Origin of the sequence: Streptomyces sp. GSL17-111 (genome assembly GCF_037911585.1) — a bacterium.
Lineage (GTDB): Bacteria > Actinomycetota > Actinomycetes > Streptomycetales > Streptomycetaceae > Streptomyces.
On record NZ_JBAJNS010000001.1, the window covers coordinates 872504 to 898426 of the forward strand.

At 74.0% G+C, this 25923-nt stretch carries 24 protein-coding genes; 17 read left to right on the top strand and 7 right to left on the bottom strand.

From position 1 onward, the window contains the following. Nucleotides 1–29: 29 nt before the first annotated feature. From V6D49_RS03610 to V6D49_RS03620, 3 genes are all read right to left on the bottom strand, one after another. On the bottom strand, nucleotides 30–377 hold the full coding sequence (locus V6D49_RS03610) for a nucleotide pyrophosphohydrolase (RefSeq protein ID WP_340557044.1): 348 nt from the start codon (nucleotides 375–377) through the stop codon (nucleotides 30–32). A 67-nt stretch (nucleotides 378–444) separates the two neighbouring features. Beyond that, complete coding sequence (locus tag V6D49_RS03615; RefSeq protein WP_340557045.1) at nucleotides 445–849, bottom strand: cell division protein SepF; 405 nt, start codon at nucleotides 847–849, stop codon at nucleotides 445–447. A 77-nt stretch (nucleotides 850–926) separates the two neighbouring features. After that, on the bottom strand, nucleotides 927–1574 hold the full coding sequence (locus V6D49_RS03620; protein WP_340557047.1) for a PAS and ANTAR domain-containing protein: 648 nt from the start codon (nucleotides 1572–1574) through the stop codon (nucleotides 927–929). 268 nt (nucleotides 1575–1842) lie between these two features. On the opposite strand from V6D49_RS03620, the gene V6D49_RS03625 reads away from it, so the two are divergent. Further along, nucleotides 1843–2235 (top strand): hypothetical protein, encoded by a 393-nt coding sequence (locus V6D49_RS03625; RefSeq protein WP_340557049.1) that lies wholly within the window; start codon nucleotides 1843–1845, stop codon nucleotides 2233–2235. Between the two features lie 33 nt (nucleotides 2236–2268). Here V6D49_RS03625 and V6D49_RS03630 read toward each other — a convergent pair whose 3' ends face one another. Next, a complete protein-coding gene (locus tag V6D49_RS03630; RefSeq protein WP_445330457.1) occupies nucleotides 2269–3750 on the bottom strand; it encodes an MFS transporter in 1482 nt (493 codons plus the stop codon). A gap of 129 nt (nucleotides 3751–3879) precedes the next feature. Between V6D49_RS03630 and tdh the strand changes: the two genes are divergently transcribed. The 11 genes from tdh to V6D49_RS03685 all read left to right on the top strand — a co-directional run bounded on the left by tdh (nucleotide 3880) and on the right by V6D49_RS03685 (nucleotide 15170). Then, nucleotides 3880–4908 carry an L-threonine 3-dehydrogenase gene (tdh, locus tag V6D49_RS03635; protein WP_340557053.1) on the top strand — a complete coding sequence of 343 codons (1029 nt, stop codon included), beginning with the start codon at nucleotides 3880–3882 and terminating at the stop codon, nucleotides 4906–4908. A gap of 22 nt (nucleotides 4909–4930) precedes the next feature. Then, a complete protein-coding gene (locus V6D49_RS03640) occupies nucleotides 4931–6112 on the top strand; it encodes a glycine C-acetyltransferase (protein ID WP_340557055.1) in 1182 nt (393 codons plus the stop codon). A 21-nt stretch (nucleotides 6113–6133) separates the two neighbouring features. Next, nucleotides 6134–7054 carry a LysR family transcriptional regulator gene (locus tag V6D49_RS03645; RefSeq protein WP_340557057.1) on the top strand — a complete coding sequence of 307 codons (921 nt, stop codon included), beginning with the start codon at nucleotides 6134–6136 and terminating at the stop codon, nucleotides 7052–7054. A 129-nt stretch (nucleotides 7055–7183) separates the two neighbouring features. After that, the gene (locus V6D49_RS03650; protein ID WP_340557059.1) at nucleotides 7184–7534 is read left to right on the top strand and encodes an NADH-quinone oxidoreductase subunit A; all 351 of its coding nucleotides are present in this window, start codon (nucleotides 7184–7186) and stop codon (nucleotides 7532–7534) included. Further along, nucleotides 7531–8667 carry a hypothetical protein gene (locus V6D49_RS03655; RefSeq protein WP_340557061.1) on the top strand — a complete coding sequence of 379 codons (1137 nt, stop codon included), beginning with the start codon at nucleotides 7531–7533 and terminating at the stop codon, nucleotides 8665–8667. Before V6D49_RS03650 ends, V6D49_RS03655 begins: the two co-directional genes overlap by 4 nt. Next, a complete protein-coding gene (locus V6D49_RS03660; RefSeq protein ID WP_340557063.1) occupies nucleotides 8664–9590 on the top strand; it encodes a complex I subunit 1 family protein in 927 nt (308 codons plus the stop codon). Before V6D49_RS03655 ends, V6D49_RS03660 begins: the two co-directional genes overlap by 4 nt. Before the next feature lie 4 nt (nucleotides 9591–9594). Next, the gene (locus V6D49_RS03665; RefSeq protein ID WP_340557064.1) at nucleotides 9595–10110 is read left to right on the top strand and encodes an NADH-quinone oxidoreductase subunit J; all 516 of its coding nucleotides are present in this window, start codon (nucleotides 9595–9597) and stop codon (nucleotides 10108–10110) included. After that, nucleotides 10107–10412: an NADH-quinone oxidoreductase subunit NuoK gene (gene nuoK, locus V6D49_RS03670; RefSeq protein WP_340557065.1), complete on the top strand. Its 306-nt coding sequence runs from the start codon at nucleotides 10107–10109 to the stop codon at nucleotides 10410–10412. The genes V6D49_RS03665 and nuoK overlap by 4 nt, the downstream gene beginning before the upstream one ends. Then, nucleotides 10409–12259 carry a proton-conducting transporter transmembrane domain-containing protein gene (locus V6D49_RS03675; protein WP_340557066.1) on the top strand — a complete coding sequence of 617 codons (1851 nt, stop codon included), beginning with the start codon at nucleotides 10409–10411 and terminating at the stop codon, nucleotides 12257–12259. Before nuoK ends, V6D49_RS03675 begins: the two co-directional genes overlap by 4 nt. A gap of 2 nt (nucleotides 12260–12261) precedes the next feature. Next, nucleotides 12262–13755, top strand: a complete 1494-nt coding sequence (locus tag V6D49_RS03680) for a complex I subunit 4 family protein (RefSeq protein WP_340563656.1) — start codon at nucleotides 12262–12264, stop codon at nucleotides 13753–13755. Beyond that, entirely contained in the window at nucleotides 13752–15170 is a 1419-nt protein-coding gene (locus tag V6D49_RS03685) for an NADH-quinone oxidoreductase subunit N (protein WP_340557068.1), read from the top strand. Before V6D49_RS03680 ends, V6D49_RS03685 begins: the two co-directional genes overlap by 4 nt. Before the next feature lie 22 nt (nucleotides 15171–15192). On the opposite strand, the gene V6D49_RS03690 is transcribed toward V6D49_RS03685, so the two are convergent. Beyond that, nucleotides 15193–15612: a DUF5997 family protein gene (locus V6D49_RS03690; protein ID WP_340557070.1), complete on the bottom strand. Its 420-nt coding sequence runs from the start codon at nucleotides 15610–15612 to the stop codon at nucleotides 15193–15195. Nucleotides 15613–15669: 57 nt separating this feature from the next. Between V6D49_RS03690 and V6D49_RS03695 the strand changes: the two genes are divergently transcribed. The 4 genes from V6D49_RS03695 (at nucleotide 15670) to V6D49_RS03710 (ending at nucleotide 20759) form a co-directional block, all read left to right on the top strand. Next, nucleotides 15670–16482 carry a LysR family transcriptional regulator substrate-binding protein gene (locus V6D49_RS03695; RefSeq protein ID WP_445330458.1) on the top strand — a complete coding sequence of 271 codons (813 nt, stop codon included), beginning with the start codon at nucleotides 15670–15672 and terminating at the stop codon, nucleotides 16480–16482. A 188-nt stretch (nucleotides 16483–16670) separates the two neighbouring features. Beyond that, nucleotides 16671–17630, top strand: a complete 960-nt coding sequence (locus V6D49_RS03700) for an ROK family protein (RefSeq protein WP_340557074.1) — start codon at nucleotides 16671–16673, stop codon at nucleotides 17628–17630. A 10-nt stretch (nucleotides 17631–17640) separates the two neighbouring features. Continuing rightward, the gene (manA, locus tag V6D49_RS03705) at nucleotides 17641–18834 is read left to right on the top strand and encodes a mannose-6-phosphate isomerase, class I (protein WP_340557076.1); all 1194 of its coding nucleotides are present in this window, start codon (nucleotides 17641–17643) and stop codon (nucleotides 18832–18834) included. A 293-nt stretch (nucleotides 18835–19127) separates the two neighbouring features. Further along, nucleotides 19128–20759, top strand: a complete 1632-nt coding sequence (locus tag V6D49_RS03710; protein WP_340557078.1) for a cellulase family glycosylhydrolase — start codon at nucleotides 19128–19130, stop codon at nucleotides 20757–20759. 71 nt (nucleotides 20760–20830) lie between these two features. On the opposite strand, the gene V6D49_RS03715 is transcribed toward V6D49_RS03710, so the two are convergent. Both V6D49_RS03715 and V6D49_RS03720 read right to left on the bottom strand, forming a co-directional pair. Continuing rightward, nucleotides 20831–21862 carry a LacI family DNA-binding transcriptional regulator gene (locus V6D49_RS03715; protein WP_340557080.1) on the bottom strand — a complete coding sequence of 344 codons (1032 nt, stop codon included), beginning with the start codon at nucleotides 21860–21862 and terminating at the stop codon, nucleotides 20831–20833. After that, nucleotides 21859–24258, bottom strand: coding sequence for a glycoside hydrolase family 2 protein (locus V6D49_RS03720; RefSeq protein ID WP_340557082.1), 2400 nt, complete (start codon nucleotides 24256–24258; stop codon nucleotides 21859–21861). Before V6D49_RS03720 ends, V6D49_RS03715 begins: the two co-directional genes overlap by 4 nt. A gap of 271 nt (nucleotides 24259–24529) precedes the next feature. Between V6D49_RS03720 and V6D49_RS03725 the strand changes: the two genes are divergently transcribed. Beyond that, the gene (locus V6D49_RS03725; RefSeq protein ID WP_340557084.1) at nucleotides 24530–25849 is read left to right on the top strand and encodes an ABC transporter substrate-binding protein; all 1320 of its coding nucleotides are present in this window, start codon (nucleotides 24530–24532) and stop codon (nucleotides 25847–25849) included. The last annotated feature ends 74 nt before the right edge of the window (nucleotides 25850–25923 follow it).

Below are 25923 nucleotides of genomic sequence, written 5' to 3' on the forward strand. Positions count from 1 at the left end.
GGGCGGTTGTGGACAACTCAGCCACCCGATCAGGGCCTCTCGGGCTCGGGCACGGGGAAGCGCTGCTCGTTCCGCTCGATCTTGGCGTCGAGGGCTTCGAGCGCGTCCACTCCGAGCACCTCGCAGAACTGCAGCAGGTAGGCCAGCACGTCGGCGACCTCATCGCGCACCCGGGCCGCCTGCTCGGGCCGTTCCATCACCGCCGCCGACTGCTCAGGTGTGAGCCACTGGAAGATCTCCACGAGCTCGCCCGCCTCGACGCTGAGTGCGGCGGCCAGGTTCTTCGGGTTGTGGTACCGCCCCCAGTCGCGGGCGGCGGCGAACTCGGCCAGTCGCCGCTGCCGCGCCGCGAGATCGCGGCCGTTCTCGGTGCTCATGCCCCCGGTCTACCACCCGCGCCCCCGCGCCCCTTCGGCCGGCCCGCCCCCGCTCCGCACCCGCCGGTCAGCGGTCGCTGACCTCCGTCCCCAGCGGGGTGACGAGGAAGACGTCCGTGTTGATCCGGTGCATGCCCCCGCCCAGTCCGAAGACCGTTCCGCTGGCGAAGTCCAGTACCCGCCGTGCCACGTCGGGCTCGGCCGCGCTGAGGTCCAGCAGGACGGGGTCCCCCGCGATCACGTACTCGGCCACGTCGCGGGCGTCCGCGAAGATCTGCACACGGAGCACGACGAACTGCCGCGCCGCGTCGACCGGTCCGGCGGGATGGCCGGACTCCGACCCGTTCTCCTCCGCCAGGGCGGGGAGTTGCGGCACGGTCGCCCAGGAACCCCACTCGTAGCCACCACGCAGCGGAACGACCTCGGCCAGGCCCTCCCACTCCTCCTCCGGGGCGTCACTCGGTATCCGCATTCCGCGAGTGTAGGAAAAACCCGCCCGATCCCGCGGAGATCACCTTCGTGTCGCACCCGTGAGCACGGGACGTCCCGTCACGGACCGCACCCGGACTCCGGGTACAACACGCGTTCCACGCGCCGCCGCATCCCCCCGGCGGGGTCCCCGGCGGGCGTGGGCGCCGCCGCGACCAGGGCGTTGGCCACGTCCCTCAGTTTGACGTTGGCGTGCTGCGAGTGACACCGCAGCACCTGGAAGGCGGCGTCCGCGTCGATGCCGTACACGGCCATCAGCATGCCGCGCGCCTGGTCGACCTCTTCCTGACTGGCGCGCGCCGTCGCGATGGATCGTCCGGCCTCCGTCCGCAACTCCTTCTCGACACTCTCGGTGACATCGACGAAGAATCCGCGCAACGCCGTGACCGAGCCGTCCTCCGCGACGTCACCGTCCCCGGTCATCACCACGCGACGGACCACACCGGACGCGTCCACGATGCGGTGGTAACAGCCGAAGGGCTCGCCGTTGACGAGGCAGTGCTTGAGCGACTCGGCGGCGTACGCCCGGTCCTCCTCGTACTTGTGCGCCAGGAGGACGTCCATGGTCGGCGGTACCTCCCCCGGCCCGTAGCCGTGCACGGCGTAGATCTCGTCCGACCACCACCACCGGTCCTCCCGGACGTCGTAGCGGAAAACACCCGCCCGCTCCCCGGGGGCCCCGACCTGAAAAGCCCTCTGCGACGCCACGGACACCATTCCTCTTCACCCACCGCACGGAATCCCCGTCACTCCCGGCCATCCTGCCAGACGCGACGCGCCCCCCTGCCACCTCCATGGCACAGCCGTTCCCACGGCAATGTGCAGCAGGCCCCCTGACACACCGGCCCCCGTCCCCACGGCGTCGGCCCCGCCCGGTCGTGCGCGGAACCTGCGGAACCTGCTGTGCGCACGCTCCGCAGTGACGCAATCACCGTAACCGCAACCACGGACAGCTACCGCCGACTACGGTGGCGCCATGAGCGCCGACCAGATCAGGCCCGACGACGCATGGCCCCTGCCGCCCGCCTGGATGTGGGCCTGCCAGGAGTGCGCGGAACGGTACCGGGCCATGAAGGACACCATGGCGGCGGTGCACGAGAGCCGCCTCACCGGTGAACCCCACGTGGACCACGACCCGTTCGACAGCGTCGTCTCCTCACAGATCGCCCTGGCCGAGCACATGGCCGCCGACCACCCCGAACAGCTCCCCGAGTGGGACGCGGACTGCCCCACCTGCGCGAGCCACCGCAGGGCGGTGGCGAAGGCCGCCGGTGACGAGGACGTGCGGGCCGCCACGACGCTCCGCTTCGCCGGCGAGCACCGCGCCCGGCACGTCGTCGTCCCCCGCTCGATCGTCGAACTGTACTGACCGGCCCGGACACCGTCCGGTCACGCCGTCCGGTCACGCCGTCCCGGGTGCGGGGCGACGCCGGGTGCGCAGGTCGACCAGGGCGACGAGGAGGGCGAGGACGACGAAGCCCACGGAGACGCCGAGGCTGTACCGGAACGCGGCGGCCCAGTCGTCGTCCGTCGCCGCCAGGCGGGCGAAGAACACGGCGCCCGCGACGGCGATGCCCACGGCGGAACCGATGCGCTGACCGGTCTGCAGCACGCCTGCGGCGCTGCCGCCCTGCGCGGGCGGGACGGCGGCCAGGGTGAGCGTCTGGTTGGGGGCGATGACCGCGCCGCCGCCGAGACCGGCCAGCAGCAGCGGACCGGCCACGGCGAGGCCCACGGCGTGCTGCGGGACGGCCGCCACCGCGACGATCACCAGGCACAGGCCGAGGGCCACGACGGTGAGGGCGACGACGACGAGCGTGCGGCCGTAGCGGGCGACCAGGCGTCCGCTGAGCACGGCGGCGAGGGCCGAGCCGAGGGCGAAGGGCGTCACGGAGAGACCGGCCATCAGGGCGCTGTAGCCGAGACCGGCCTGGAGGTAGAGCGTGAAGACGAAGAAGATCGAGGTGAAGCCCGCGAAGTAGGCGAGCATGAGCAGCGAGCCGAGGGTGTAGGACGTGAGCCGGAAGAGGCCCAGGTCGACCAGGGGTTGGGCGCGGCGTGCGTGGCGGCGCTCCCACTGGACGAACAGGGCGAGGAAGACGAACGCCGCAGGCACGAGGAGCCACTTGCCGGGGCCGGTCCACTGCCGCTCCTGCACGAGCGGGACGAGCAGCAGGCCGACGCCCGCGCCGAGCAGGACGACGCCGAAGGGGTCGAGGTCACGGGCGCAGGGCCGGGCGGTGTCCTCGGGGCCCGGCAGGTAGCGGGCCGCGAGCACGACCGCGACCAGGCACACCGGCAGGTTGACGAAGAAGATCCAGCGCCAGCCCTGTTCGGCACCGAACGCGGCGATGATGACGCCGCCCAGGACGGGGCCGACGGCCGTGGACACGCCGATCACCGCGCTGTACATGCCGAAGGCCCGGCCGCGTTCGGCGCCCCGGAAGAGCTGCTGGATGAGCGCGGCGACCTGGGGGGCGAGGATGCCGCCCGCCAGCCCCTGGAGCAGCCGGGCCGCGACCAGCCACGCCGGGTTCGGCGCGACCCCGCACAGGGCGCTGGCCAGGGCGAAGAGCACCAGCCCGGTCATGAACAGCAGCCGCCGGCCCCGGGCGTCACCCACCCGTCCGGCGGGGACGAGGAGCAGCCCGAAGGAGAGGGCGTACCCGGCGACGATCCACTGGACGGCGCCCGCCCCGGCGTCCAGCCCGGTGCGGATCGAGGGCAGGGCGACGGTGACGATGGAGACGTCGAGGAGGGTGATGAACCCGGCCATCAGGCAGACGCCGAGGGCCTTCCAGCGGCGCGGGTCGAGCGGGTCGTCCACGCGGCTGTCGGTGGTGCGGGCGTCCGGATGGCTCACGCTTCCGCAACGTACCCGCATCCCGGGCGTTCAGCGCGTGAAGCTGCGCTGTCGGGCCGCTTAAGAAAACCTCGATGGACGCGGTGGGGCGCCGTCCCGCAGATTGGTGCGCGTTCGTGATCACCCCCACTTCCGGCTGGAGCCGCCCCCATGAAGGCACTCGTCAAGCACCGGGCCGAGCCCGGCCTCTGGCTCATGGACGTCCCGGAGCCCGAGACCGGTCCCGGTGACGTGCTGATCCGGGTCCTGCGCACCGGGATCTGCGGGACGGACCTGCACATCCGCTCCTGGGACGGCTGGGCGCGGCGGGCGGTGGCGACGCCCCGGGTGCTCGGGCACGAGTTCGTCGGCGAGGTCGTCTCGGTCGGGGCGGACGTGCGGGACGTGGCGGTCGGCGACCTCGTCAGCGGCGAGGGGCACCTGGTGTGCGGGACGTGCCGCAACTGCCTGGCGGGACGGCGCCACGTGTGCCGGGCGACGGTCGGGCTCGGCGTCGGCCGGGACGGGGCGTTCGCCGAGTACGTGGCGCTGCCGGCGTCGAACGTGTGGGTGCACCGCACGCGGGTGGACCTCGACGTGGCGGCGATCTTCGACCCGTTCGGGAACGCCGTGCACACGGCGCTGACGTTCCCGGTGGTCGGTGAGGACGTGCTGATCACGGGCGCGGGGCCGATCGGCGTCATGGCGACGGCGGTCGCCCGGCACGCGGGGGCGCGCAACGTCGTGGTCACCGACGTGAGCGGGCCGCGGCTGGACCTGGCCCGCAAGGCGGGCGCGACCCTCACGGTCAACGTGGCGCACACCGGGATCGGTGAGGCGCAGCGGGAGCTGGGGCTGCGCGAGGGCTTCGACGTCGGGATGGAGATGTCCGGCCGGCCCGAGGCGCTGCGCGACATGGTCGCGAACATGACGCACGGCGGGCGGATCGCGATGCTGGGGCTGCCGGCGGAGGAGTTCGCCGTCGACTGGTCGCGGATCGTCACCTCGATGATCACGATCAAGGGCATCTACGGCCGCGAGATGTTCGAGACCTGGTACGCGATGACCGTGCTCCTGGAAGGCGGGCTCGACCTCAGCCCGGTGATCACCGGCTCGTACTCCTACCGCGACTTCGAGGCGGCCTTCGACGAGGCCGCGACCGCCCGCAGCGGCAAGATCATCCTCGACTGGACCGCCTGACCCTCCCCAAGGAGCCTTTCCCATGTACACGTCCGTCCGCGACGAGCTGCGCGCCACCCTCGACGAGATCCGCGACGCGGGCCTCCACAAGCCCGAGCGCGTCATCGGCACGCCGCAGAGCGCCACGGTCTCCGTGGCCTCGGGCGAGGTCCTGAACTTCTGCGCCAACAACTACCTCGGCCTCGCCGACCACCCGGAGGTCGTCGCGGCGGCGAAGGAGGCGCTGGACCGCTGGGGCTACGGCATGGCGTCCGTGCGCTTCATCTGCGGCACCCAGGAGGTCCACAAGGAGCTGGAGCGGCGGCTGTCGGCGTTCCTCGGCCAGGAGGACACGATTCTGTACTCCTCCTGCTTCGACGCGAACGGCGGTGTCTTCGAGACCCTGCTCGGGCCCGAGGACGCCGTGATCTCCGACGCGCTCAACCACGCGTCGATCATCGACGGCATCCGCCTGTCCAAGGCCCGTCGGCACCGCTACGCCAACCGCGACATGGCCGACCTGGAGAAGCAGCTGGTGCGGACGCAGGACGCGCGGCGGCGGCTCATCGTCACCGACGGCGTCTTCTCGATGGACGGCTACGTGGCGCCGCTGCCCGAGATCTGCGACCTGGCCGACCGGTACGACGCGATGGTCATGGTGGACGACTCGCACGCGGTCGGTTTCGTGGGCGCCAAGGGACGCGGCACGCCGGAGCTGCACGGCGTCATGGACCGGGTGGACCTCATCACCGGCACGCTGGGCAAGGCGCTGGGGGGCGCGTCCGGCGGGTACGTCGCGGCGCGGGCGGAGATCGTCGCGCTGCTGCGGCAGCGTTCGCGCCCCTACCTCTTCTCCAACTCGCTGGCGCCGGTGATCGCGGCCGCGTCGCTGAAGGTGCTGGACCTGCTGGAGTCGGCCGGTGACCTGCGGGAGAAGCTGGCCGCCAACACCGAACTGTTCCGCACCCGCATGACGGAGGAGGGCTTCGAACTGCTGCCCGGCGACCACGCCATCGCGCCGGTGATGATCGGGGACGCGGCGCGGGCGGCGCGAATGGCGGAGCTGCTGCTGGAACGCGGCGTGTACGTGATCGGGTTCTCCTACCCGGTGGTGCCGATGGGCCAGGCCCGCATCCGGGTGCAGCTGTCGGCGGCGCACTCCACCGCGGACGTGGAGCGGGCCGTGGCCGCCTTCACCGACGCCCGGTCCGCGATGGCCGGGTGACGGCCGGGTGACAATGGACCGGTGATCGATCCCCGGCGGCTGCGCATCCTGCGGGCCGCGGCGGACCACCGGACGGTGACCGCCGCGGCGGCGGCGCTGTACCTCACCCCGTCCGCCGTCTCGCAGCAGCTGGCCGCGCTGGAGCAGGAGACCGGGCACACGTTGCTGACCCGCAGCGGCAGGGGCGTGCGGTTGACGGCGGCCGGGGAGATCCTGCTGGAGCACGCGAACGCGATGCTCGCCCAGCTGGAGCGGGCCGAGGCGGAGCTCGCGGCGTACGCGGGCGGCAGCGCGGGCGAGGTGACGGTCGCGGCCTTCGCGACCGGCATCGCCGAGGTGCTGGCCCCGGCGATCGTCACGCTCGGCGTGCGGCGCCCCGGTGTCCGGGTGCGGGTGCGGGACGCCGAGGGTGACGCCTCGCTGCCGATGGTCCTCGACGGGGAGGCGGACGTCGCGCTCGCCGTCGAGTACCGGGGCGCGCCGCGCGAGGGTGACCGGCGGCTGGTCCGCGTGCCGCTGTACGCCGAGCCGTTCGACGCCGTCCTGCACGCCGGGCATCCGCTGGCGGCGGAGCCCGAGGTGGCTCTGCTGTCGCTCGCGGACAGCGACTGGATCGGCCCCTACCCGGGCAATCCGTGTCTGGACATGGTGCTGCTGGCCTGTGAGCTGGCCGGGTTCGACCCGCGGTTGCGGCACTCCTCCGACGACTTCCGGGCCGTGGTGGCCCTCGCGGGGGCGGGCGCGGGCGTGGCCCTGGTGCCCCGCTCGGCGCTGCGCGGCATGGAGGTGCGCGACGTGGTGGTGCGGCCGGTCACCGGTCCGGCCGCGTTCCGCCGCGTGTTCGCGGCCGTCCGCCGGGGCGCGGAGGACCACCCGCTGATCCGCCCGGTGCTGGACGCGCTGGGCGACGCGGCGGCGGGGCTGTCGACGCGCGAGGGCTGAGGCCCGGCGCGGACGGTCGCCCGCTCCTGGGGGGAATCGCCCGTTTCGCAGGTATGGGGACGTCCCGGCGGGGTACCGGGCGGCGATGACGGTCGTCGCCCGTACACGTCGTGGAGGCGGAGCTGAGACATGGCGGAGTTCGCGCACCTGGGACTGATGCTGGTGCTGGTCGTCGGCGGTGTCGCGGGGCTGCGCGTCCTGCACCGGCTGACGGCCGTGCGGGCCGCCGCGCTGGTGACCGGGCCGTTCTCCTGCGGCGGCGCACCGGCGGAGCACGCGTGGTCCCGGTTCCATGCCCGCTGGTACGCGCTGACGCTGGTCTTCCTGGCCTTCGACGTCGAGATGCTGTTCATGTACCCGTGGGCGGTCGTGGTGGCCGAGGTGGGGACGGCGGCCGTGGTGGAGATGTTCGCGTTCCTCGGCCTGCTGATGTGCGGTGTGCTCTACGCCCGCCGAGAAGGTGTCCTCGCGTGGGCGTGAGCGCGCGGAGGGGCCGGGGACCCCTGGCGCGCTGGGCCGCCCGGTGCCCGCACGTCCTCCTCGTCGTGTGTCCCGGCGCGACGGAGCTGCGGCTGGAGACGGAGGCGGCGCTGGCCGCGCTCGGCGGTGTGCGGGCCCTCGGGCCCGCGGACGCGGATGTGCTGCTCGTGGTCGGGGAGCCGTCGGCGGAGTTGCGGAGGGCCGCCGACGTCACGTGGTCGCAGCTGCCCGGGCCCCGCGCGCGCGGCGTCGTGGCCGGGCCGGGACGGGCCGAGGGCGTCCTGCGCCGACTCGTGCCCCTCCTGGGGGCGGCGGAGCAGGAGGACGACGCCGCCGGCCGGGACGACACCTCCGTCCCCGGCCCCGAGGAGGACCTGCCCGGCGGTCTGCCGATGGCCGACCGCGCCGAGGACCGCGACGGGCTGACGCTCGACGTGCTGCGGGTGCCGCTGGGCCCCGTCCTGCCGCACTGGCCCGCCGGGCTCGTCGTGGACGTCCGGCTCCAGGGGGACGTCGTCCGGAGCGCGACCGCCCGGGTGCTGCGGGCGGGGGCGGCGCGGCGGCCGTCCTACTGGGCGCCCGGTGCGGACGCCTCCCCGGACCTCCGGCGCAGGCGCTGCGCCGGCTCGCACCTCGACGCGCTGGCCCGGCTGCTGTCCGTCACCGGCTGGGAGGGCGCCGCGTCCGGGGCGGTCGCGCTGCGGGACCGGCTGCTCGCCGGTGCACCGCACGAGCGCGTCCGGGCGGACTTCGGTCCCTGGCGGCGGCGTGTGGAGGGCTCGCGTCTGCTGCGGTGGAGCACCCGGGACGTGGGGGTGCTCCACCCGGCGGACGCGCGTCGCCTGGGGGTGGGCGGCCCCGCCGCCCGTGCGGCGCCCCCGCACGACGTCTCCGCCCGGCTGCGGCAGTGGCTCGTCGAGACGGACGCCGTGCTGGGCGGCGCGCCCCCGCCCGACGGCGGTCCGCGCGGGGAGCCCGCCGCCGCGCCCTCGGCCGCCCTGCTCCGGGCCGCTGTGGAGCTGCTGCCGGGGCTGGAGCTGGCGGAGGCCCGCACGGTCGTGGCGAGCTTCGACCCGGACCCCGACGAGCCGGCGGCCGATACGCCGGTCCCGGCCTCGGCGGGGGCGTCATGACGGTCGACGCCGCCCCGGTGTGGGCGGCCCTGCCGGTGCTCGCCGCGCTGCTCGCGGTGGCCTCGGCGGGGGCCGTCCTGGACGCCGCGCTGCCCGGTGGCGCGGTCGGCGGCGGGGCGCGGGCGGCGCGGCCGTTCGCGGAGACGGCGCGGCTGCTGCGCCAGCGGCGCCGCACGACGGCCGTCCGCGACGGTCTGCTGTGGCAGGCCGGGGTGGCGGGGCCGGTGGTGGTCGCTGCGCTGATGATCGCCGTGGTGCCTTTCGGTGGGCACGTGGTGGCCGACGTCCCGGTGGGCGTCGTCTGGTTCAACGCGATGGACGTCTGCCTGTGGGCCGTGGTGTGGCTCGCGGGCTGGGGCCCGGACAGTCCGTACCCGCTGGTGGGCGGGTACCGCTATCTCGCCCAGGCCCTGGGGTACGAACTGCCGCTGATGTTCGCGCTGACCGCCCCGGCCGTGGCGGCGGGCAGCCTGGACGTGGGGGCGGTGGTGGAGGCGCAGGACGGGCTGTGGTTCGTGGTCTGGATGCCGGTGGCGTTCGTGGTGCTGCTGCTGGGGGTGGCCGGGTTCAGCCTGTGGGGGCCGTTCGGGGCCCCGGGCGGCGACGACGTCGCGGGGGGTGTGTTCGCCGAGGCGTCGGGCGTCGACCGGCTGCTGCTGCTCGCTGGCCGGTACGCCCTGCTGACGGCCGGGGCCGCCATGGCGGTCGCGCTGTTCCTCGGGGGCGGCGCGGGGCCGTGGCTGCCGGGCTGGCTGTGGTCGCTGCTGAAGACGCTGGCCGTGCTGGGCTGCCTGGTCGTGCTGCGGGGTCGGCTGCCCGGCTTACGGCCGCAGGTGGTGGTGCGGCTGGGCTGGGTGGTGGCCCTGCCCGTCGTGCTGCTCCAGGTGCTGGCCGTGTCGATCGTCGTCGTCGCGAAGGGGTGAGGTCGTGGAGGCGCTGCTGTTCTGGTCGCTTGCCGTGGTCGCGGTGGGCGCGGGGATCGCGGTGTTCCGGGTGGACTCGATGGCCAGGGCCACGTACGCCCTGGCACTGTCCTTCGTCGCCGTGGGGCTGGCGCTGCTCCTGCTGGACCTGGCCTATCTCGGCGTGGTCACCGTGCTGATGATGGTCATGGAGATGGCGATCATGGCCGTGTTCATGATCATGTTCATGATGAACCCGGCGGGTCTGATGCCCATGTCCATGGTGCACAACCGGCGGGGCGCCCTCGCCCTGTCCGTGGGCGTGTTCCTCTCCCTGGCCGCCGTCGCCCTCCTGACCCCCTGGCCCGAGCGGCGCGGCACCGTGCCCGAGGACCCCACCCGGGCCGTCGGCACCGGGGTGATGGAGACGAAGATGCTGGTGATGATCGGCGTCGGCGCCGTCCTGTTCACCACGATCGTGGCCGCTCTGGTCCTCTCCGCCTCCCGCAGCCGCTACGACGTGCGGGGCGGGCGCCGATGACGCCGGACCTCTTCCTCCTGCTGGCCGCCGCCCTCTTCGCGGTCGGCCTGTACGGGGCGCTCAGCCAGCAGTCCGTGGTGATGATCATGATGGGTCTGGAGCTGATGATCAACGGCGTCATCGTGGCGGCCGCGTCCTTCTGGTACTTCGTCGCCCCCGCCCAGCCGGACGGTCAGGTGCTCGTCCTCGTCGTCATCTCCGCGATGACCGTCGAGATGGCGATGGGCTTCGCCGTCGTGACCCTGCTCTTCCGCGCCAAGGACGCCGACACGACCGACATGGCGGCGGAGCTGCGGCGGTGAGCGGCGCCCTGCTGTGGACGCTGGTCCTCCTGCCCGCCGTGCCGGGCGGGGTGCTCGCCCTCGCCGGGGGCGACCGGGACGGGCGGGACCGGGACGGCCGGTGGGGCCGCACGGCCGGGGTGGTCGCCCTCGCCGTCGCGGCGGCCACCGCCGTCCTGGCCCTGCTCGCCGCCGTGCACCGGCCGCGCGCCACGGCGGACTTCCTGCCGGGCGGTCCGCTCGCGCTGGCCGTGGACGGGCTGTCCGCCGTGGTGATCGTCACCGTGTCGGCGGTCGGCCTCCTCGTCCTCCTCTTCGCGACGGCCGACATCGACGCGGGACGCCCCCGGTTCTTCGGCCTGATGCTGCTGTTCCTCGCCGCCGTCCTCCTGACCGCCACGGCCACCACGCTGACCGGGCTGCTGCTGGCCTGGGAGGTGATGGGCGCGACGTCCTACGGCCTGATCGCCTTCCACTGGCGGACGGACGGCCCTCCGGCGGCCGGAACGGTCGCCTTCCTCACCACCCGCACGGGGGACGTCGGCCTCTACCTGGCGGCGGGCGCGGCCCTGGCGGGCGGCGGCACCTTCGCCCTGGACACCCTGCCCGGGCTGGCGGGCGGCTGGCGGCAGCTCGCAGCGGCCGGGGTCCTCGCCGCCGCACTCGGCAAGGCGGCCCAGCTTCCGTTCTCCTTCTGGCTCTCCCGGGCCATGCTCGGCCCCAGCCCGGTCAGCGCGCTGCTCCACTCGGCCGCCATGGTCGCCATGGGCGGCTACCTGCTGCTGCGTCTGCACCCCCTGCTCTCCGCCACCGGGTGGGCGGCCGACGTCGCGGCCTGGACGGGTGCGCTGACGGCCCTGGCCCTGGGAGCCGTGGCGCTCGCCCAGCGCGACCTCAAGCAGCTGCTGGCCGCCTCCACCGCCGCCCAGCTCGGCTTCGTGGTCCTGGCCGCCGGTGCCGGGGCGCTGGCGGGCGGCACGGCCCACCTCGTCGCGCACGCGGCGGTCAAGGCGCTGCTCTTCCTGACCGCCGGGGCGTGGCTGACGACACGGGGGACGCAGCGGCTGCGCGCCCTGCGCGGCGCCGCCCGTCCCGACCGGAGCGTCGGCCTGCCGTTCACCGTCGGCGCGCTCGCCCTGGCGGGCGTCCCCCCGCTGTCGCTGTGGGCGACGAAGGACGAGATCCTCGCCGGCGTCGAACACCCCGCGCTGTACGGCGTCGCCCTGGGGGCCGCCGTGCTCTCGGCGGGTTACGCGGGCAAGGCACTGGGCCTGCTGCTGCGGCCGCCCGAGCGGGCGCGGCGGCGCCTGCGCGCCCCGCGCCCCGCCGAACGCCTCCCGCTGGCCGTCCTCGCTCTCGGCGCGGCCGTCCTGGGCGTCCTGGCCCTGCCCGCCCTGGGCGGCGACAGGCTGAAGGCCGTGCTCGGCGTCCCCGGGGAGCCCGCCGCCGGGGCCGGAACGATGGTGGTCACCGCCGCCCTCGCCGTGGCGGTCACCACGGGCGCGGTCCTTCTCGCGGACCGTCTGCCCGAGCCCGCCCGGGCGCGGAACTGGCTCGGCCTGGAAGCGGCGGCCCGCGCCCTCGTCGTACGACCGGTGCTGGCGGCGGCCGGTGCGCTGGCCCGGTTCGACGACACCGTCGTGGACCGGGCCGTGGCCGCCGCTCCGCGGGCGGTGCGCCGCCTGGCCGGGTGGACCGCCCGCGCCGACCGCGGCGGCGTCGACGGCCTCGTGCGGGGCGTCGCCACCGGGACACGACGCCTGGGCGCGGCCGCGCTGCGACCGCAGACCGGGCAGCTCCACCAGTACTACGCCCAGGCCGTCGCCCTCCTGGCCGCATCCGTCGCCCTGCTCCTGCTGTTGAGGTGAGCGTGCTCTCCCTGACCGTCTTCGCCCCGCTCGTCGCGGCCGCGCTGCTCCTGTCCGCCCGGCGTCTGCCGGACCGCGCCGTGGTCTGGACATGGGTGGTGGTCGCGGCGGCGGAGCTCGCGCTGACGGTCGCGCTGTGGGTGACGTACGACGGCGAGGGCATCGGCCACGAGACCGACCGGCCCTGGATCCCCGGCGCCGGCGCGGGGTACCACGTCGGCGTCGACGGCCTGTCGCTGCCGCTGCTCGCCCTCACCGCCGTCGTCTTCCTCATGTGCGCCGTCCACACGCTGCGCCGGGAGAGGGAGCACGACGTCCGCCGCTTCGCGGTCCTCTTCCTCGCCCTGGAGACGACCTGCCTCGGGCTGTTCGCCGCCCTCGACCTGATCCTCTTCTTCCTCTTCTTCGACCTCTCCATCGTCGGCATGTACCTCGTCATCGCCGGCTGGGGGCACGGGGCGCGGGCCGCGCTCTCGGCGCTGAAGTTCTTCCTCTACACCTTCGTCGGCTCACTCGCGCTGCTGCTCGGGTTCATCGGTCTGTACGCCGCCTCGACCCCGCACACCTTCGACATCGTCGAGCTCACCGGCGACCCGCCGCTGCGGGGTGAGGGCGCCGGGGGTGCGCTCGTGCTGCTGGCGCTCTGTGTCGGGCTCGCCGTCAAGACACCGACGGTCCCCTTCCACACGTGGATGCCGCCCGCCCACACCGACGCCCCCGCCGCCGGTTCCGCCGTCCTCGCCGCCGTCCTGCTGAAGATGGGCACCTACGGGTTCGTCCGCATCGCCATGCCGGTGCTGCCGGACGCCTGGCGGACGTACGCGCTCGTCGTCGTGGTCGTGGGTGTGGTCTCCGTGCTGTACGGCGCCCTGGTCGCCCTCGCGCAGACCGACTTCAAGCGGATGGTGGCCTACACCAGCGTCAACCACATGGGGTACGTCCTGCTGGCGCTCGGCGCCGCCGGGATCGTCGGCGGCGGCGACGCCGGGACGCGGACCGTGGCCGTCACCGGCGCGGTGGTGCAGATGGTCAGCCACGGGCTGATCACCGGGGCGCTGTTCCTCCTCGCCGGGGTGCTCCGGGACCGGGCGGGCACCTACGAGATGGACGCCTACGGCGGCCTCGCCGGCCCCGCGCCGCGCTTCGCGGCCCTCACCGCCCTGGCCGCCTTCGCCTCGCTCGGCCTGCCCGGCTTCAGCGGCTTCGTCGCCGAGTTCCAGATCTTCGCCGGATCGCTCGGCCCGGCCCCCGTCCCCACAGCACTGGCCCTCCTCGGCATCCTCGTGACCGCCGGACTGTTCCTGTGGGCGCTGCACCGGGTGTTCCTGGGCCCCCCGGGGAACGCCACCGCCTCGGTGCACGACCTCCGACCGGCCGAGACGTGGTCCGTGGTGCCGCTCCTGGCGCTCTCGGTGGCCGTCGGCCTCGCACCCCGGTGGCTGCTGGATACGGTCGAACCGGCGGCTCGGCGGGTCGTCGAACTGGTCACCGGGTGATCGGTGTGCACAAGGATCCGCTGGCCCTGGCCCCCGAGCTGCTCCTGCTCCTCGGGGCCGTCCTCACCCTGCTCACCGGCTCCTACCTCCCCCGGGAACGCCAGTGGCCCGCCCGGTTGATCGCGGCCCTCGCGCTCGTCGGCTCCCTCACGGTGGCCGTCGTCCAGGCCGCCGGGGACGACCGCATGGTCTACGCGCACACCTACGCCGTCGACGGGCCGACCCACACCGCGCGCGTCCTGGTGCCGCTGGCCGCACTGGCGGTGCTCGCCCTCTCCGTCGAGCGGACCCGGGGCGACCGGCGGGAGGCCGAGTTCTCCGTGCTCGTGCTGCTCGGGTCGCTCGGCAGCGTTCTTCTCGCGGGCGCCTCCGACCTGCTGGTCCTCGCCGTCGCCTACCTGCTCGCCTCCTTCCCCCTGTACGCGCTGGCGGGATGGGCCCGGGACGCGCGCGGGGCCGAGGCCGCGCTCAAGACGTACCTCCTCGGGGCCCTCCTCGGCATCACCCTGCTGCTCGGCGTCACGCTGCTCTACGGCCTCGCGGGCGCCACCGACTACGCCGGGCTGCGGGACGCCCTGGGCGGCGCGCCGAGGGCCGCGCTCGCGGTGGGCGTCGTCGCCCTGCTGGCCGGGCTGCTGTTCAAGGCGGGCGCGGTGCCGGGCCACTTCTGGGTACCGGACGCCGCTGCGGGGGCGACCCCGCCGGCCGCCGCCTTCCTCACCACGGTGCCGAAGATCGGCGGCCTCATCGCCCTGGCCCGCGTCCTGCTCACCGTCCCCGACTCCGTCGTGGACTGGCGGCTGCTGGTGGCCGCCGTCGCCACGGCCGGGATGACGCTCGGCAATCTCGCCGCCTTCGGCCAGCGGGACCCGCTGCGGCTCCTGGGCTACTCCACGGTCAGCCAGGCCGGGTACGCCCTCATGGCCGTCGCGGTCGCCGGTCGGGAGAACGCCCTGCGCGCCCTGCTGTTCTACCTCGCGGCCTACGCGCTCACCAACGTGGGCGCCTTCGCCGTCGCCGCCGCCCTGCCCGCCCGGACGACACTGGGCGCCTACCGGGGGCTCGGCCGCCACCGGCCGTGGACGACGGCCGCGCTGGCCGTCTGCCTCCTCGGGCTCGTGGGCACCCCGCCGACGGCCGTGTTCGTCGGCAAGCTGACCGTCTTCTCCGCCACCTGGGACGGCGGCATGGCCTGGCTCGTGGTCGTCGCGGCACTCAACACGGTGGCCAGCCTCTTCTACTACCTGCGCTGGCTGGCCCCGGCCCTCACGCCGGCCGCACCGGTGGCCGCACCGGTGGAGGACGTGCGCCCCTGGGCGTCCTCCACGGCCGTGGGGGCGGCGGCCGTGACCGTGGCGCTGGGCGTCGCGGCGGGCCCCGTCCTCGCGGTGCTGCCCGACGGCCTGCTGCGCTGAGGAGCGGCCGACCGGTAGCGGGTCAGGCCCGGCGGGGGCCGGTCTCCTCGGTCTGTCCCGCAGCCGGGCGGTCCTGCTTCTTCTCCTTCAGCCGCGCGGCCTCGGCGCGCACGTCGGCCTGCGTGGCGCGCTCCTTGCGGAGCCATTCCGGGTCCTCCTGCTTCAGCGCCTCGATCTGCTCCGAGGTGAGCGCTTCGGTGACGCCGCCGCGCGCGAGGCCCGAGATGGAGACCCCCAGGCGGGCCGCGACGACGGGCCTCGGGTGCGGACCGTTGCGCCGCAGCTCCCGCAGCCACGCGGGCGGATCGGCCTGGAGCGCGTTCAGTTCGTCCCGGGAGACGACCCCGTCCCGGAACTCCGCAGGGGTGGCGTCGAGGTACACACCCAGCTTCTTGGCCGCCGTCGCGGGCTTCATGGTCTGGGTCTTCCGGTGCGCCGTCATGCGGTCCAGGATATCGAGCGTCCGCGCCCTCCCCGACCACGCCGGTAGCCTGGCCCGGTGACAGGCCAGGAACCACCTCCTCCCCCGCCCGCCTCCGCCGCGTCCCCTCAGGCGTTCCGCCTCGCGTACGTTCCCGGCGTGACGCCCGGCAAGTGGGTGCGGACCTGGGAGGAGCGGCACCCCGGTGTCCCGCTGCGCCTGGTGGACGTCTCCCCCGCCGACGCCTCCGGCGTGCTGCTGCGGGGTGCGGCCGACGCGGCGCTGCTGCGGCTGCCCGTGGACCGGGCGGTGTTCCACGCCATCCCCCTGTACACCGAGACCACCGTCGTCGTGGTGCCGAAGGACCACCTGGTGACGGCGGCGGACGAGGTGGCGCTGGAGGAGCTCGCGGACGAGATCCTCCTCCACCCCCTGGACGACACGCTCGACTGGGAGGCGCCTCCCGGACGGCCCGCGCTGGACCGTCCGGCCACGACCGGGGACGCCGTCGAACTCGTGGCGGCGGGCGTCGGTCTGCTGGTCGTCCCCCAGTCCCTGGCCCGCCTGCACCACCGCAGGGACCTGACCTACCGGACGGTGGCCGACGCGCCGCAGTCCGGCGTCGCGCTGGCCTGGCCGGAGGAGCGGACGACGGACGCCGTGGAGGACTTCATCGGCGTCGTGCGCGGGCGGACCGTCAACAGCACGCGCGGCCGACGCCGGTCGGATGCGCCGGAACAGCCTCGGCAGGAGAAGAAGGGGAAGCAGGGGAAGCGTTCGCGCGCGGCCGGTACGCTCCCGGCGTCCTCCGGCACCGGGTCCGCCGGGAAGAAGCCGCGCGGCGGCACCGGCGCGCGGCGCGGCACCGGCCGCCCGCGCCGCCGTTCGTAGCCCGCCGGCCCCTGCCGGGCGTTCCGCCTCCGCCGCCGCAGCCGTACCGCGTCAGCGTCCTCCACCAGCCACGACTCAGTGAATTTACTAAACCATTACGTAAACTAAACCGTTTACTAGACAAGTAGGTCGTCCACGCGTCAGAGTGTCCGCCCGGGGCGAGGCGCCCGCTGACGAAAGGCTGTGACGTGACCGCTTACGGAGCACTGGACATCGGGGGCACGAAGATCGCCGGCGCCCTCCTGGACCCGGCGGGGACACCGATCACCCGGACCCAGCGGCCCACCCCCGCCCGCCGCCCGGCCGGGGAACTGATGGCCGCCGTGTCCTCGGTGCTCGACGAACTGGCCGCCCATCCCGCCTGGAGCGGCCTGTCCTGCCTCGGCGTGGCGTGTGCCGGGCCGGTCGACACCGGTGCCGGCACCGTCAGCCCGGTCAACATCCCCGCCTGGCGCGGCTTCCCCCTCATCGACCGGATCGCCGCCCATCCCGGGCTGCCCGGCGGCGTCCGGCCGCTGCTCGTCGGCGACGCCGTCGCCATGACGGCGGCCGAGCACTGGCTCGGCGCCGCGCGGGGTGTGGCCAACGCCCTGTGCATGGTCGTGTCGACCGGCGTGGGCGCTGGCCTGGTGCTCAACGGGTCCGTGCACCCGGGCCGCACGGGGAACGCGGGCCACATCGGCCACATGAGCGTCGACATGGACGGGCCCGGGTGCCCGTGCGGCGGTCGGGGCTGCGTGGAGGGCATGGCGAGCGGCACGGCGATCATGGCCCACGCGCAGGCGGCCGGATGGCAGCCGCCGGCGGGTGTCGCGGCGGACGCGGCGGCCGTCGCCGTGGCGGCGCGCGCGGGGGACGAGCGGGCGCTGGCGGCGTACGAACGCGCCGCCCGTGCCCTGGGGGCCGCGATCGCGGCGGCGGCCGCCCTGGTGGAGCTCGAACTCGTCGTTGTCGGCGGTGGCGTGGCCCAGTCCGGCGACGTCCTCTTCACGCCGCTCCGCCAGCACCTGGCGGCGTACGCCGTGCTCGACTTCACCCGCGACCTGCGGGTCGTTCCCGCGCGGCTCGCGCTGGACGCCGGCCTGGTCGGAGCGGCGGCCTCGGCCGCCGCCCGGGCCCACGGCGTCGCGCTACCCCCGGCGGGATGAGGAGAACCGTGTGGACCGCCTCACCAATCCCCTGCGCCCCTACCCCTGGGGCTCGCGCACGGCGCTGCCGGAACTCCTGGGCGTCGAACCCGACGGAACGCCGCAGGCGGAGCTGTGGATGGGTGCCCACCCGGCCGCGCCGTCCCTGATCGAACGCGGGGCCGGGCAGGAGCCCCTGGACCGGGTGATCGCGCGCGATCCGGCCGCCGAGCTGGGCGCACCCGTGCTGCGCCGGTTCGGCCCGCGACTGCCCTTCCTCCTCAAACTGCTCGCCGCCGATGCACCGCTCTCGCTCCAGGTGCACCCCGACGCGGCCCAGGCCGCGCACGGCCACCGGAGCGAGGAGGCGCGCGGGATCCCGCTGGACGCGCCGCAGCGCACCTACCGGGACGACAACCACAAGCCGGAGATGATCGTCGCGCTCGGGCCCTTCGAGGGGCTGTGCGGCTTCCGGCCCCCGGAGGAGTGCGCACAACTGCTGGCCGCACTGCGGCTCGACGCCCTCGACCGGCACTGTGCCGACCTGCGCGCGCGGCCCGAGGAGGAGGCGCTGCGCTCGGTGTTCACCGCGTTCGTGACCGAGGGCTCCGCCCTGGTGGAGGACGTCACGCGGGCCGTGGCACGGGCGGCCCGGACCGAGGGCCGGCACCGTGCGGACTTCGCCGCGTACAGGGCCGTCGCCCGGGCCCACCCGGGCGACCCCGGGCTGCTCGCCGCCCTGACGCTCCGCCACGTCAGGCTGGCGCCCGGCGAGGGCCTGTTCCTCGGCGCCGGGGTGCCGCACGCCTACCTGCGCGGCCTCGGCGTCGAGGTCATGGCGGCCTCGGACAACGTGCTGCGCTGCGGCCTGACCGCCAAGCACGTCGACGTGGCGGAACTGCTGCGGGTGACGCGGTTCTCCGCCGGTCCGGTGCCCACCCTGCGACCGGTGGCCCTGGCGTCCGGCGAGGAGGTCTACCCGGCCCCGGTCGACGACTTCCGGCTGTCCCGGCTGCGCCCGCGCCCCGGTGGCGCGCCGATGCCCCTGGACGGTACGGCCCCGCAGATCCTGGTCTGCACCGAGGGCCGGGCGCGCGTCACCGACTCCGGGGGCGCGAGCACGCTGGTGCCGGGCTCGGCGGTCTTCGTCAGGGCGGGCGAGCAGGCGGCCCTTTCGGGCTCCGGCACGGTGTTCCGGGCGACGGCAGCCGTCGGGCAGCTCTAAACACGCACTAAACTTAACCGGTTTTGCTCTCGCTGTTGTCCTGCCACCTCACCGCCTCTAACCTCTCTTCCAGTTGACCGGGGAACACGTCAACGTCACCCGCTTGTCGCTCTTTTGCCGACCTGCGGAGGGAATTCCCCGGCCACTCCTCCCCGTCGGCCGCCACGAGCCGCAGCACCGCACCGGCGGCCGACGGACACCGCCATCAGGCACCACACGGCAGAGCGGGTCCCCGGCGGTGGCGGACTGTGTCCCGCCACGGCCCGGCCCGGCCCCCACGTTGGGAGCGAGAGATGAGAAGGAAACTGGCCGTCGCCGCGGGAGCGATCCTGGCCATGGCGACCACCGCCCTCGCCGCGCCACCCGCCGCACAGGCGGCGGACGACGCGGCGGCGTCCCCCGGGTTCCACGTCGGCGAAGGCCGCCTCCTGGACGCGAACGGCGAGGACTTCGTCCTCCGAGGCGTCAACCACGCACACACCTGGTACCCCGACAGCACCCCGCAGGCCCTGGCGGACATCAAGGCCCTGGGCGCCAACTCGGCACGTGTGGTGCTGAGTTCAGGGGACCAGTGGACGAGGAACGACGTCTCGGACGTGGCGGCGGTCGTTCGGCAGTGCAAGGACAACCGCCTGATCTGCGTCCTTGAGGTCCACGACACCACCGGCTACGGGGAGGCCGCCGCGGCCGTGCCGCTGTCCCGGGCCGTCGACTACTGGATCGACGTCCAGGACGCCGTCAAGGGGCAGGAAAAGTACGTCATCCTCAACCTCGGCAACGAGCCCTACGGCAACACCGGGTACGAGAACTGGACCGCCGGCACGACGGACGCCCTCCAGCGCATGCGGGCGGCCGGCTTCGAGCACACCCTCATGGCCGACGCCCCCAACTGGGGACAGGACTGGTCGTCCACCATGCTGGAGAACGCGCCGGGTGTCTTCTCCGCCGACCCCGACCGCAACACCGTCTTCTCCATCCACATGTACGGCGTGTACGAGACGGAAAGCGCGGTCCGGGATTACCTGAACCGGTTCGTCTCACGCGGCCTTCCGATCGTCGTCGGGGAATTCGGCGACGCGCATTCGGACGGCAACCCGGACGAGGACGCCATCATGGCCACCGCCCGGGAATTCGGCGTCGGCTACCTGGGCTGGTCCTGGAGCGGCAACGGCGGCGGGGTCGAGTACCTCGACATGGCGTCCGACTTCGACGCGTCCCGGCTCACCGCGTGGGGCCAGCGGTTCTTCCACGGCCCGGACGGGATCGGGGAGACGTCCCGGGAGGCGAGTGTCTACCGCGGTGGCGGTGGGGACACCGAGGCACCCACGGCACCCGGCACCCCCACGGCCGCGGACGTGACGTCGAGCAGTGCCACGCTCAGCTGGCCCGCCGCGACCGACGACACCGGCGTCACGGCCTACGACGTCGTCCGGATCGACGGCGCCCGGGAGACCCGCGTCGCGGGGTCGGCGACGACCACCGCGACGGTCGGCGGCCTGGACCCGGCCACCGACTACGTCTTCGCCGTGTACGCCCGGGACGCGGCGGGCAACCGTTCCGAGCGCTCCGCCGGGCTGGCCGTCAGCACGCCCGAGGGACCGGTGGGCGGGGACTGCCGCGTCAGCTACCGGCTCAGTGACTGGGGCAGCTCGTTCAACGCCGACGTCACCGTCCACAACACGGGGTCCCGGGCGATCGACGGCTGGGAGCTCGCGTTCGCCTTCGGTGGCGACCAGCGCGTCGGCCACGCCTGGAACGCCCGGGTGACGCAGGACGGTTCCGCCGTCCGGGCCGGGCACGAGTCCTGGACCCGGACGATCCCCGCCGGCGGCTCCGTGAGCTTCGGCTTCAACGGCAGTTCCGGCGGGGGGAACGAGGCACCGGAGTCCTTCACCCTCAACGGCTCCCGCTGCACCACCGGCTGACGTTCTGACGCGTGCGCAACGGCGACGTGGCCCTCCGCGGAGGTGCGGAGGGCCACGTCGGCGATGGCGCGTCACGAACGGCGGGGAGCCGCCGCCGTCGAGCCCCGGGGCGTGAGCGTCGGGGTCGGGACCTGGAGCGCCCCGCTGTGCGTCCCCTCGATCACCGCGAACAGCGTCCGGGCGACCACGGCGCCGAAGTGGTGCACGTCGTGGCTCATGGCCGACAGCGTGGGGTGGGTGATCCGGCACAGCTGCGAGTCGTCCCACGCCAGCAGCGAGACGTCGTCCGGCACGACGAACCCCATCTCGGCCGCGACGCCCGCCCCCGCGACGGCCATGATGTCGTTGTCGTAGACGATGGCGGTCGGACGGTCGGCCGCCATCAGCAGGGAGCGCGTGGCCCGGGCCCCCTCCTTGCCGTCGTAGCCGGTCGCCATCTGGCGCCCCTCCTCCAGCCCCAGCTCCCGCATCGTGGCCGAGAAGGCGGCGGCGCGGATGGCGCTGTGCCCGAGCCCGGCCGGGCCGCCCACCCGTGCGATACGCCGGTGCCCGAGCGCCGCCAGGTACCGGACCGCCTCGGCGGCGGCCGAGGCGTCGTCCGTATAGACGGCGGGAAAGGCCCCCGTCAGCGACGGGTGCCCGACGGCGACCGCCGGCAGCCCGATGGCCTGGAGGGGTGCCACCCGGGGGTCGTCCTCGTGGAAGTCGACGAGCACGGCACCGGCGATCGTCTGCGTGCGCCACCAGGAGGTGTACAGCTCGACCTCCTCGGCGGGATCGCGGACCAGGCGCAGCAGCAGCGAGCAGGACCGGTCCGCGAGGACACTCTCGATGCCCGAGATGAAGTCCATGTAGAACGGTTCCAGGCCCAGCAGCCGGGCCGGGCGGCACAGCGCGAGCCCCACGATGTCCACCCGCCTGCTGGACAGGCTGCGGGCGGTCACGCTCGGCGCCCAGCCCAGCTCGCGGGCGGCGCGGAAGATGCGCTCCTTGGTGGCCTGGGACACCCCCGGCTTGTCGTTGAAGGCCAGGGACACGGCCCCCTTGGACACCCCGGCACGGGCGGCGACGTCCTTGATCGTCGCGCGCGGGGAGGCCGTCACCCGGCGTCCACGCAGAACAGCGCCGCCCGGACGGCGTCGGCGTCGGGCGTCCCGGCGCCGGTGACGCGGATGCGGCTCCGCTCACCGGGCAGCAGGGTGTGCAGCCCCCGGTCGGCCTCGGCGGCCGGGCCGAGCCGGTCCGCCTGCAGGAGGAGGTCTCTCACCACCGTGTGCGCGCTCACCACGACGTCGACTGTATCGCTCCGGCCGGGGACGGGCTCCACGGTCACGTCGTAGGCGGCCGACGAGTAGGCGAAGTCCTTGTCGGGCACCGGGACGTGGACGGCGCGCAGCCCCTCCGCGTCGACGACGAGGAACTCCTTGGCCGACTTTGCGGCCGGCAGCAGCTCCGGCCGCACCGGAACCCGTTCCACGGTGCGCGGTCCGACCGTCACCGGCAGGGTGGCGGCGGCGAGCGTGGTGCCGTCGACGGCCGTGCGCCGCATCGTCACCTCGGCGCGCCACTCCCCCGCCGCCTGGTTGATCACGGCCAGCTCCAGGCCGTCCGGGCCCGGCTGCACGGTGAGCAGGCGGTCGGCGTAGACCCGGCGCAGCTCGTGCAGGAGCGGCTTCGCCCTGCCGTCCCCGTCGATCGCCGCCCAGGAGCTCACCGGCCAGCAGTCGTTCAGCTGCCACACGATCGCCCCGGCGCAGACGGGCCAGTGGGAGCGCCAGTGCTCGATCCCCGCCGCGACGGCGCGGGCCTGGACGACCTGGGTGAGGTAGTGCCAGCGGTCGACGTCGCCCTCGGGCAGGCGGAAGTGGCGGGCCACGCCCCGGTCCAGCTTTCCGTTGCCGTCCTCCGCCTTCTGGTGGTGCAGCATGCCCGGGGAGTCCGGTGCGAGCTCCTCACCCGGCAGGGCGCGTCGCAGGGTGGCCATCGTGGGAGGCGCCTGCCAGCCGAACTCGGCGACGAACCGGGGAACGTCGGCGCGGTACTCCGCGTAGTCCAGCCGGTTCCACACCTCCCAGGAGTGGTGCGTGCCGTGGGCGGGGTCGTTCGGGTGGTGGTCCCAGGAGCCCGACCAGGGGCTGCCCGCCGTGTAGGGCCGCGTGGGGTCGAGCTCGGCGACGACGCGGGGCAGCAGGCCCAGGTAGTAGCCCTCCCCCCAGGAGTCGCCGTCGAGCTCCGGCTCCCAGCCCCAGTCGCGGAAGCCCCACAGGTTCTCGTTGTTGCCGTTCCACAGCACGAGGCTGGGGTGCGGCATGAGCCGGACGACGTTCTCCCGCGCCTCGGCGTCGATCTCACCGCGCAGGGGCTGCTCCTCGGGGTAGGCGGCGCAGGCGAAGAGGAAGTCCTGCCAGACCAGGAGGCCGAGTTCGTCGCAGGCGTCGTAGAACGCGGTGTCCTCGTAGATCCCGCCGCCCCAGACGCGGACGAGGTCGACATTGGCGTCCGCCGCCTGGGCGAGCCGGCGGCGGTACCGCTCGGGCGTGACGCGGGCGGGGAACGCGTCGTCGGGGATCCAGTTGACGCCGCGGGCGAAGATCCGCTCCCCGTTGACGACCAGGGTGAAGCCGGTGCCGTGGGCGTCGGCGGAGCGGTCCAGCTCGACGGTGCGGAAGCCGACCCTCCGCCGCCAGGTGTCCAGCGGCCCGGAGGCGTCGGAGAGGGTGACGTCGAGCGCGTACAGGTGCTGCTCGCCGTAGCCGCGCGGCCACCACAGCCGGGCCTGCGCCACCTCCAGACGGACGACGGCCTCCCGGCCCTCGAACGTCACCTCGGCGCTCGCCCCGCCCACGGTGGCGCGGGCGGTGAGCGGGCGGCCCCGGCCCGGGGCCGTGCGCTCGACCTCGATGCGCAGCTCCACGCGTCCGGTCCCGTCCTCGACGGTCACCAGGGGCCGGACGGCGGCGATCCGTGCGGTGGACCAGTGCTCGAGCCGGGCCGGGCGCCAGATCCCGGCGGTGACGAGCGTGGGCCCCCAGTCCCAGCCGAAGTTGCAGGCCATCTTGCGCAGGTACTGCGAGGGTTCGGGATACACGTTCGGCCGCTCGCCGGTCGCCGCCCGGACGGCCGCCGCCTCGTCGTAGGCGGAGGCGAAGCGCACCTCCAGTACGCCGGAGAGCCCGGTGACGTCGAACCGGTGGGCGCGGTGCATGTTGCGCGTGGAGCCGAGGACCCGGTCGTCGAGGCTGATGCGCGCGGCGGTGTCGAGCCCCTCGAAGACCAGGTCGGTGCGCTCGTGGCCGCCGACGGGGGCCAGCTCCCGCTCGTAGGTCCAGGCCTGGCGGCCGACCCAGGCGACCTCGTCCTCGTTGCGCCCGAGGTAGGGGTCCGGGATGACGTCGGCGGCCAGGAGGTCGGTGTGGACGCAGCCGGGGACCCGGGCCGGCAGCAGCGCCCCCCGGTGACGCAGGCTCCAGCCGTCGGTGAGCGGGGTGACGTCCTTCATGGTGTGCGGCTCCAATCGCGCGGGGCGCAGCGGGGGTGATGCGACGCCGGACAACCTAACTCCGCATGGGAGGGCTTGTCCATAAACCGTTCTAGTAACGCATCGCGCATCACGAACGACACAACAGCCGTGGCAGAACGGGCAATATCACCCCCCTGGTAACGATTAGGCATCGCGGAGGAAAGAGGAGCTTTACCGGTTCACTATCGGACTGCCATAGTGCCGACATCCCACCCCCGACCTGAGCCGCCATTTCGAAGGAGTTGGGCACATGGGTACGACGAAGACGCTGACGGGCGCCCTGGTGACCGTCGCGCTGGTGACCGTCGCCGGGTGTTCGGGCGGAGGCACGCCCTCGACGGAGACGGCCACGGCCCCCTCCGACCCGGCGGACGTCTCGGGCACGATCACGGTCCTGACCCACCGCACCGACCTCGTGCAGAACGGCACCATGGACGCGTACGCGGAGGAGTTCGCGAAGACCTACCCCGACGTGAAGGTGGAGTTCGAGGGCCTCACCGACTACGAGGGCGAGGTGCGGATCCGTATGAACACCGACGACTACGGAGACGTCCTCATGATCCCCGGCGCGGTGTCCAAGAACGACTACCCGAAGTTCTTCGCCCCGCTGGGCACCGGGGCCGAACTGTCGGAGAAGTACCGCTTCAGCGACAAGACCGAGGTCGACGGCAAGGTCTACGGGATCGCCCAGTTCGGCACGGCCAACGGGTTCGTCTACCACAGGAAGCTGTGGGAGCAGGCCGGCGTCACCGAGTGGCCGACCACGTCACGGGAGTTCCTCGACGCCCTGGAGGCCGTCAAGGACGAGACGAACGCCGTCCCCTACTACACGAACTTCAAGGACGGCTGGCCGCTCGTCCAGTGGACCACGAACGTGGGCTCGGTCACCTGCGACGCCGGTGCGACGAACGCGCTCGACGGTCCGGTGTCCCCGTGGAAGAAGGGCGGCGAGCTGCACGTGATCGACTCGCTGCTGCACGACATCGTCGAGCGGGACCTGTCCGAGGCGGACGCGAACACGACCAACTGGGAGCAGTCGAAGAGCCTGCTCGCCAGGGGCGAGATCAGCTCGATGATGCTCGGCTCCTGGGCCATCACGCAGATGCGCGACGCGGCGCGGAAGGCCGGGGCCGACCCGGAGGACATCGGGTTCATGCCCTTCCCCGCGACGAAGGACGGGACTTTCTGCGCGACCCTCGTCTCGGACTACCAGCAGGCGGTGAACATCCACTCCGGCCACAAGGAGGCGGCGCGGGCCTGGATCGACTGGTTCACGGAGGAGTCGGGCTACTCCGAGAAGGAGGGCGCCGTCTCCGCCCTGAAGTCGGCCCCCATGCCCGAGACGCTGCGGGACTTCGTGGACAACGACGTCACCTTCGTCGAACGGTCCGAGGAGCGCACCGGCGCGGTCAACGAGATCGACACCGCCGCCGAGATAGGCCTCAACACGCCCGACTACCGCCAGAAGCTGATCGACATCGCCCGCGAGGCCCAGCGGGGGAACCTCGACGACTACTTCGCCGACCTCGACACGAAGTGGAACGAGGCGGCGGAGATCGCCGGTTCCTGACCGACGGCGGGCGGGCCCCGGCCGCACGACACCGGCCGGGGCCCGCGTCCGCCGCGCGAGCGGATGACGAAAGG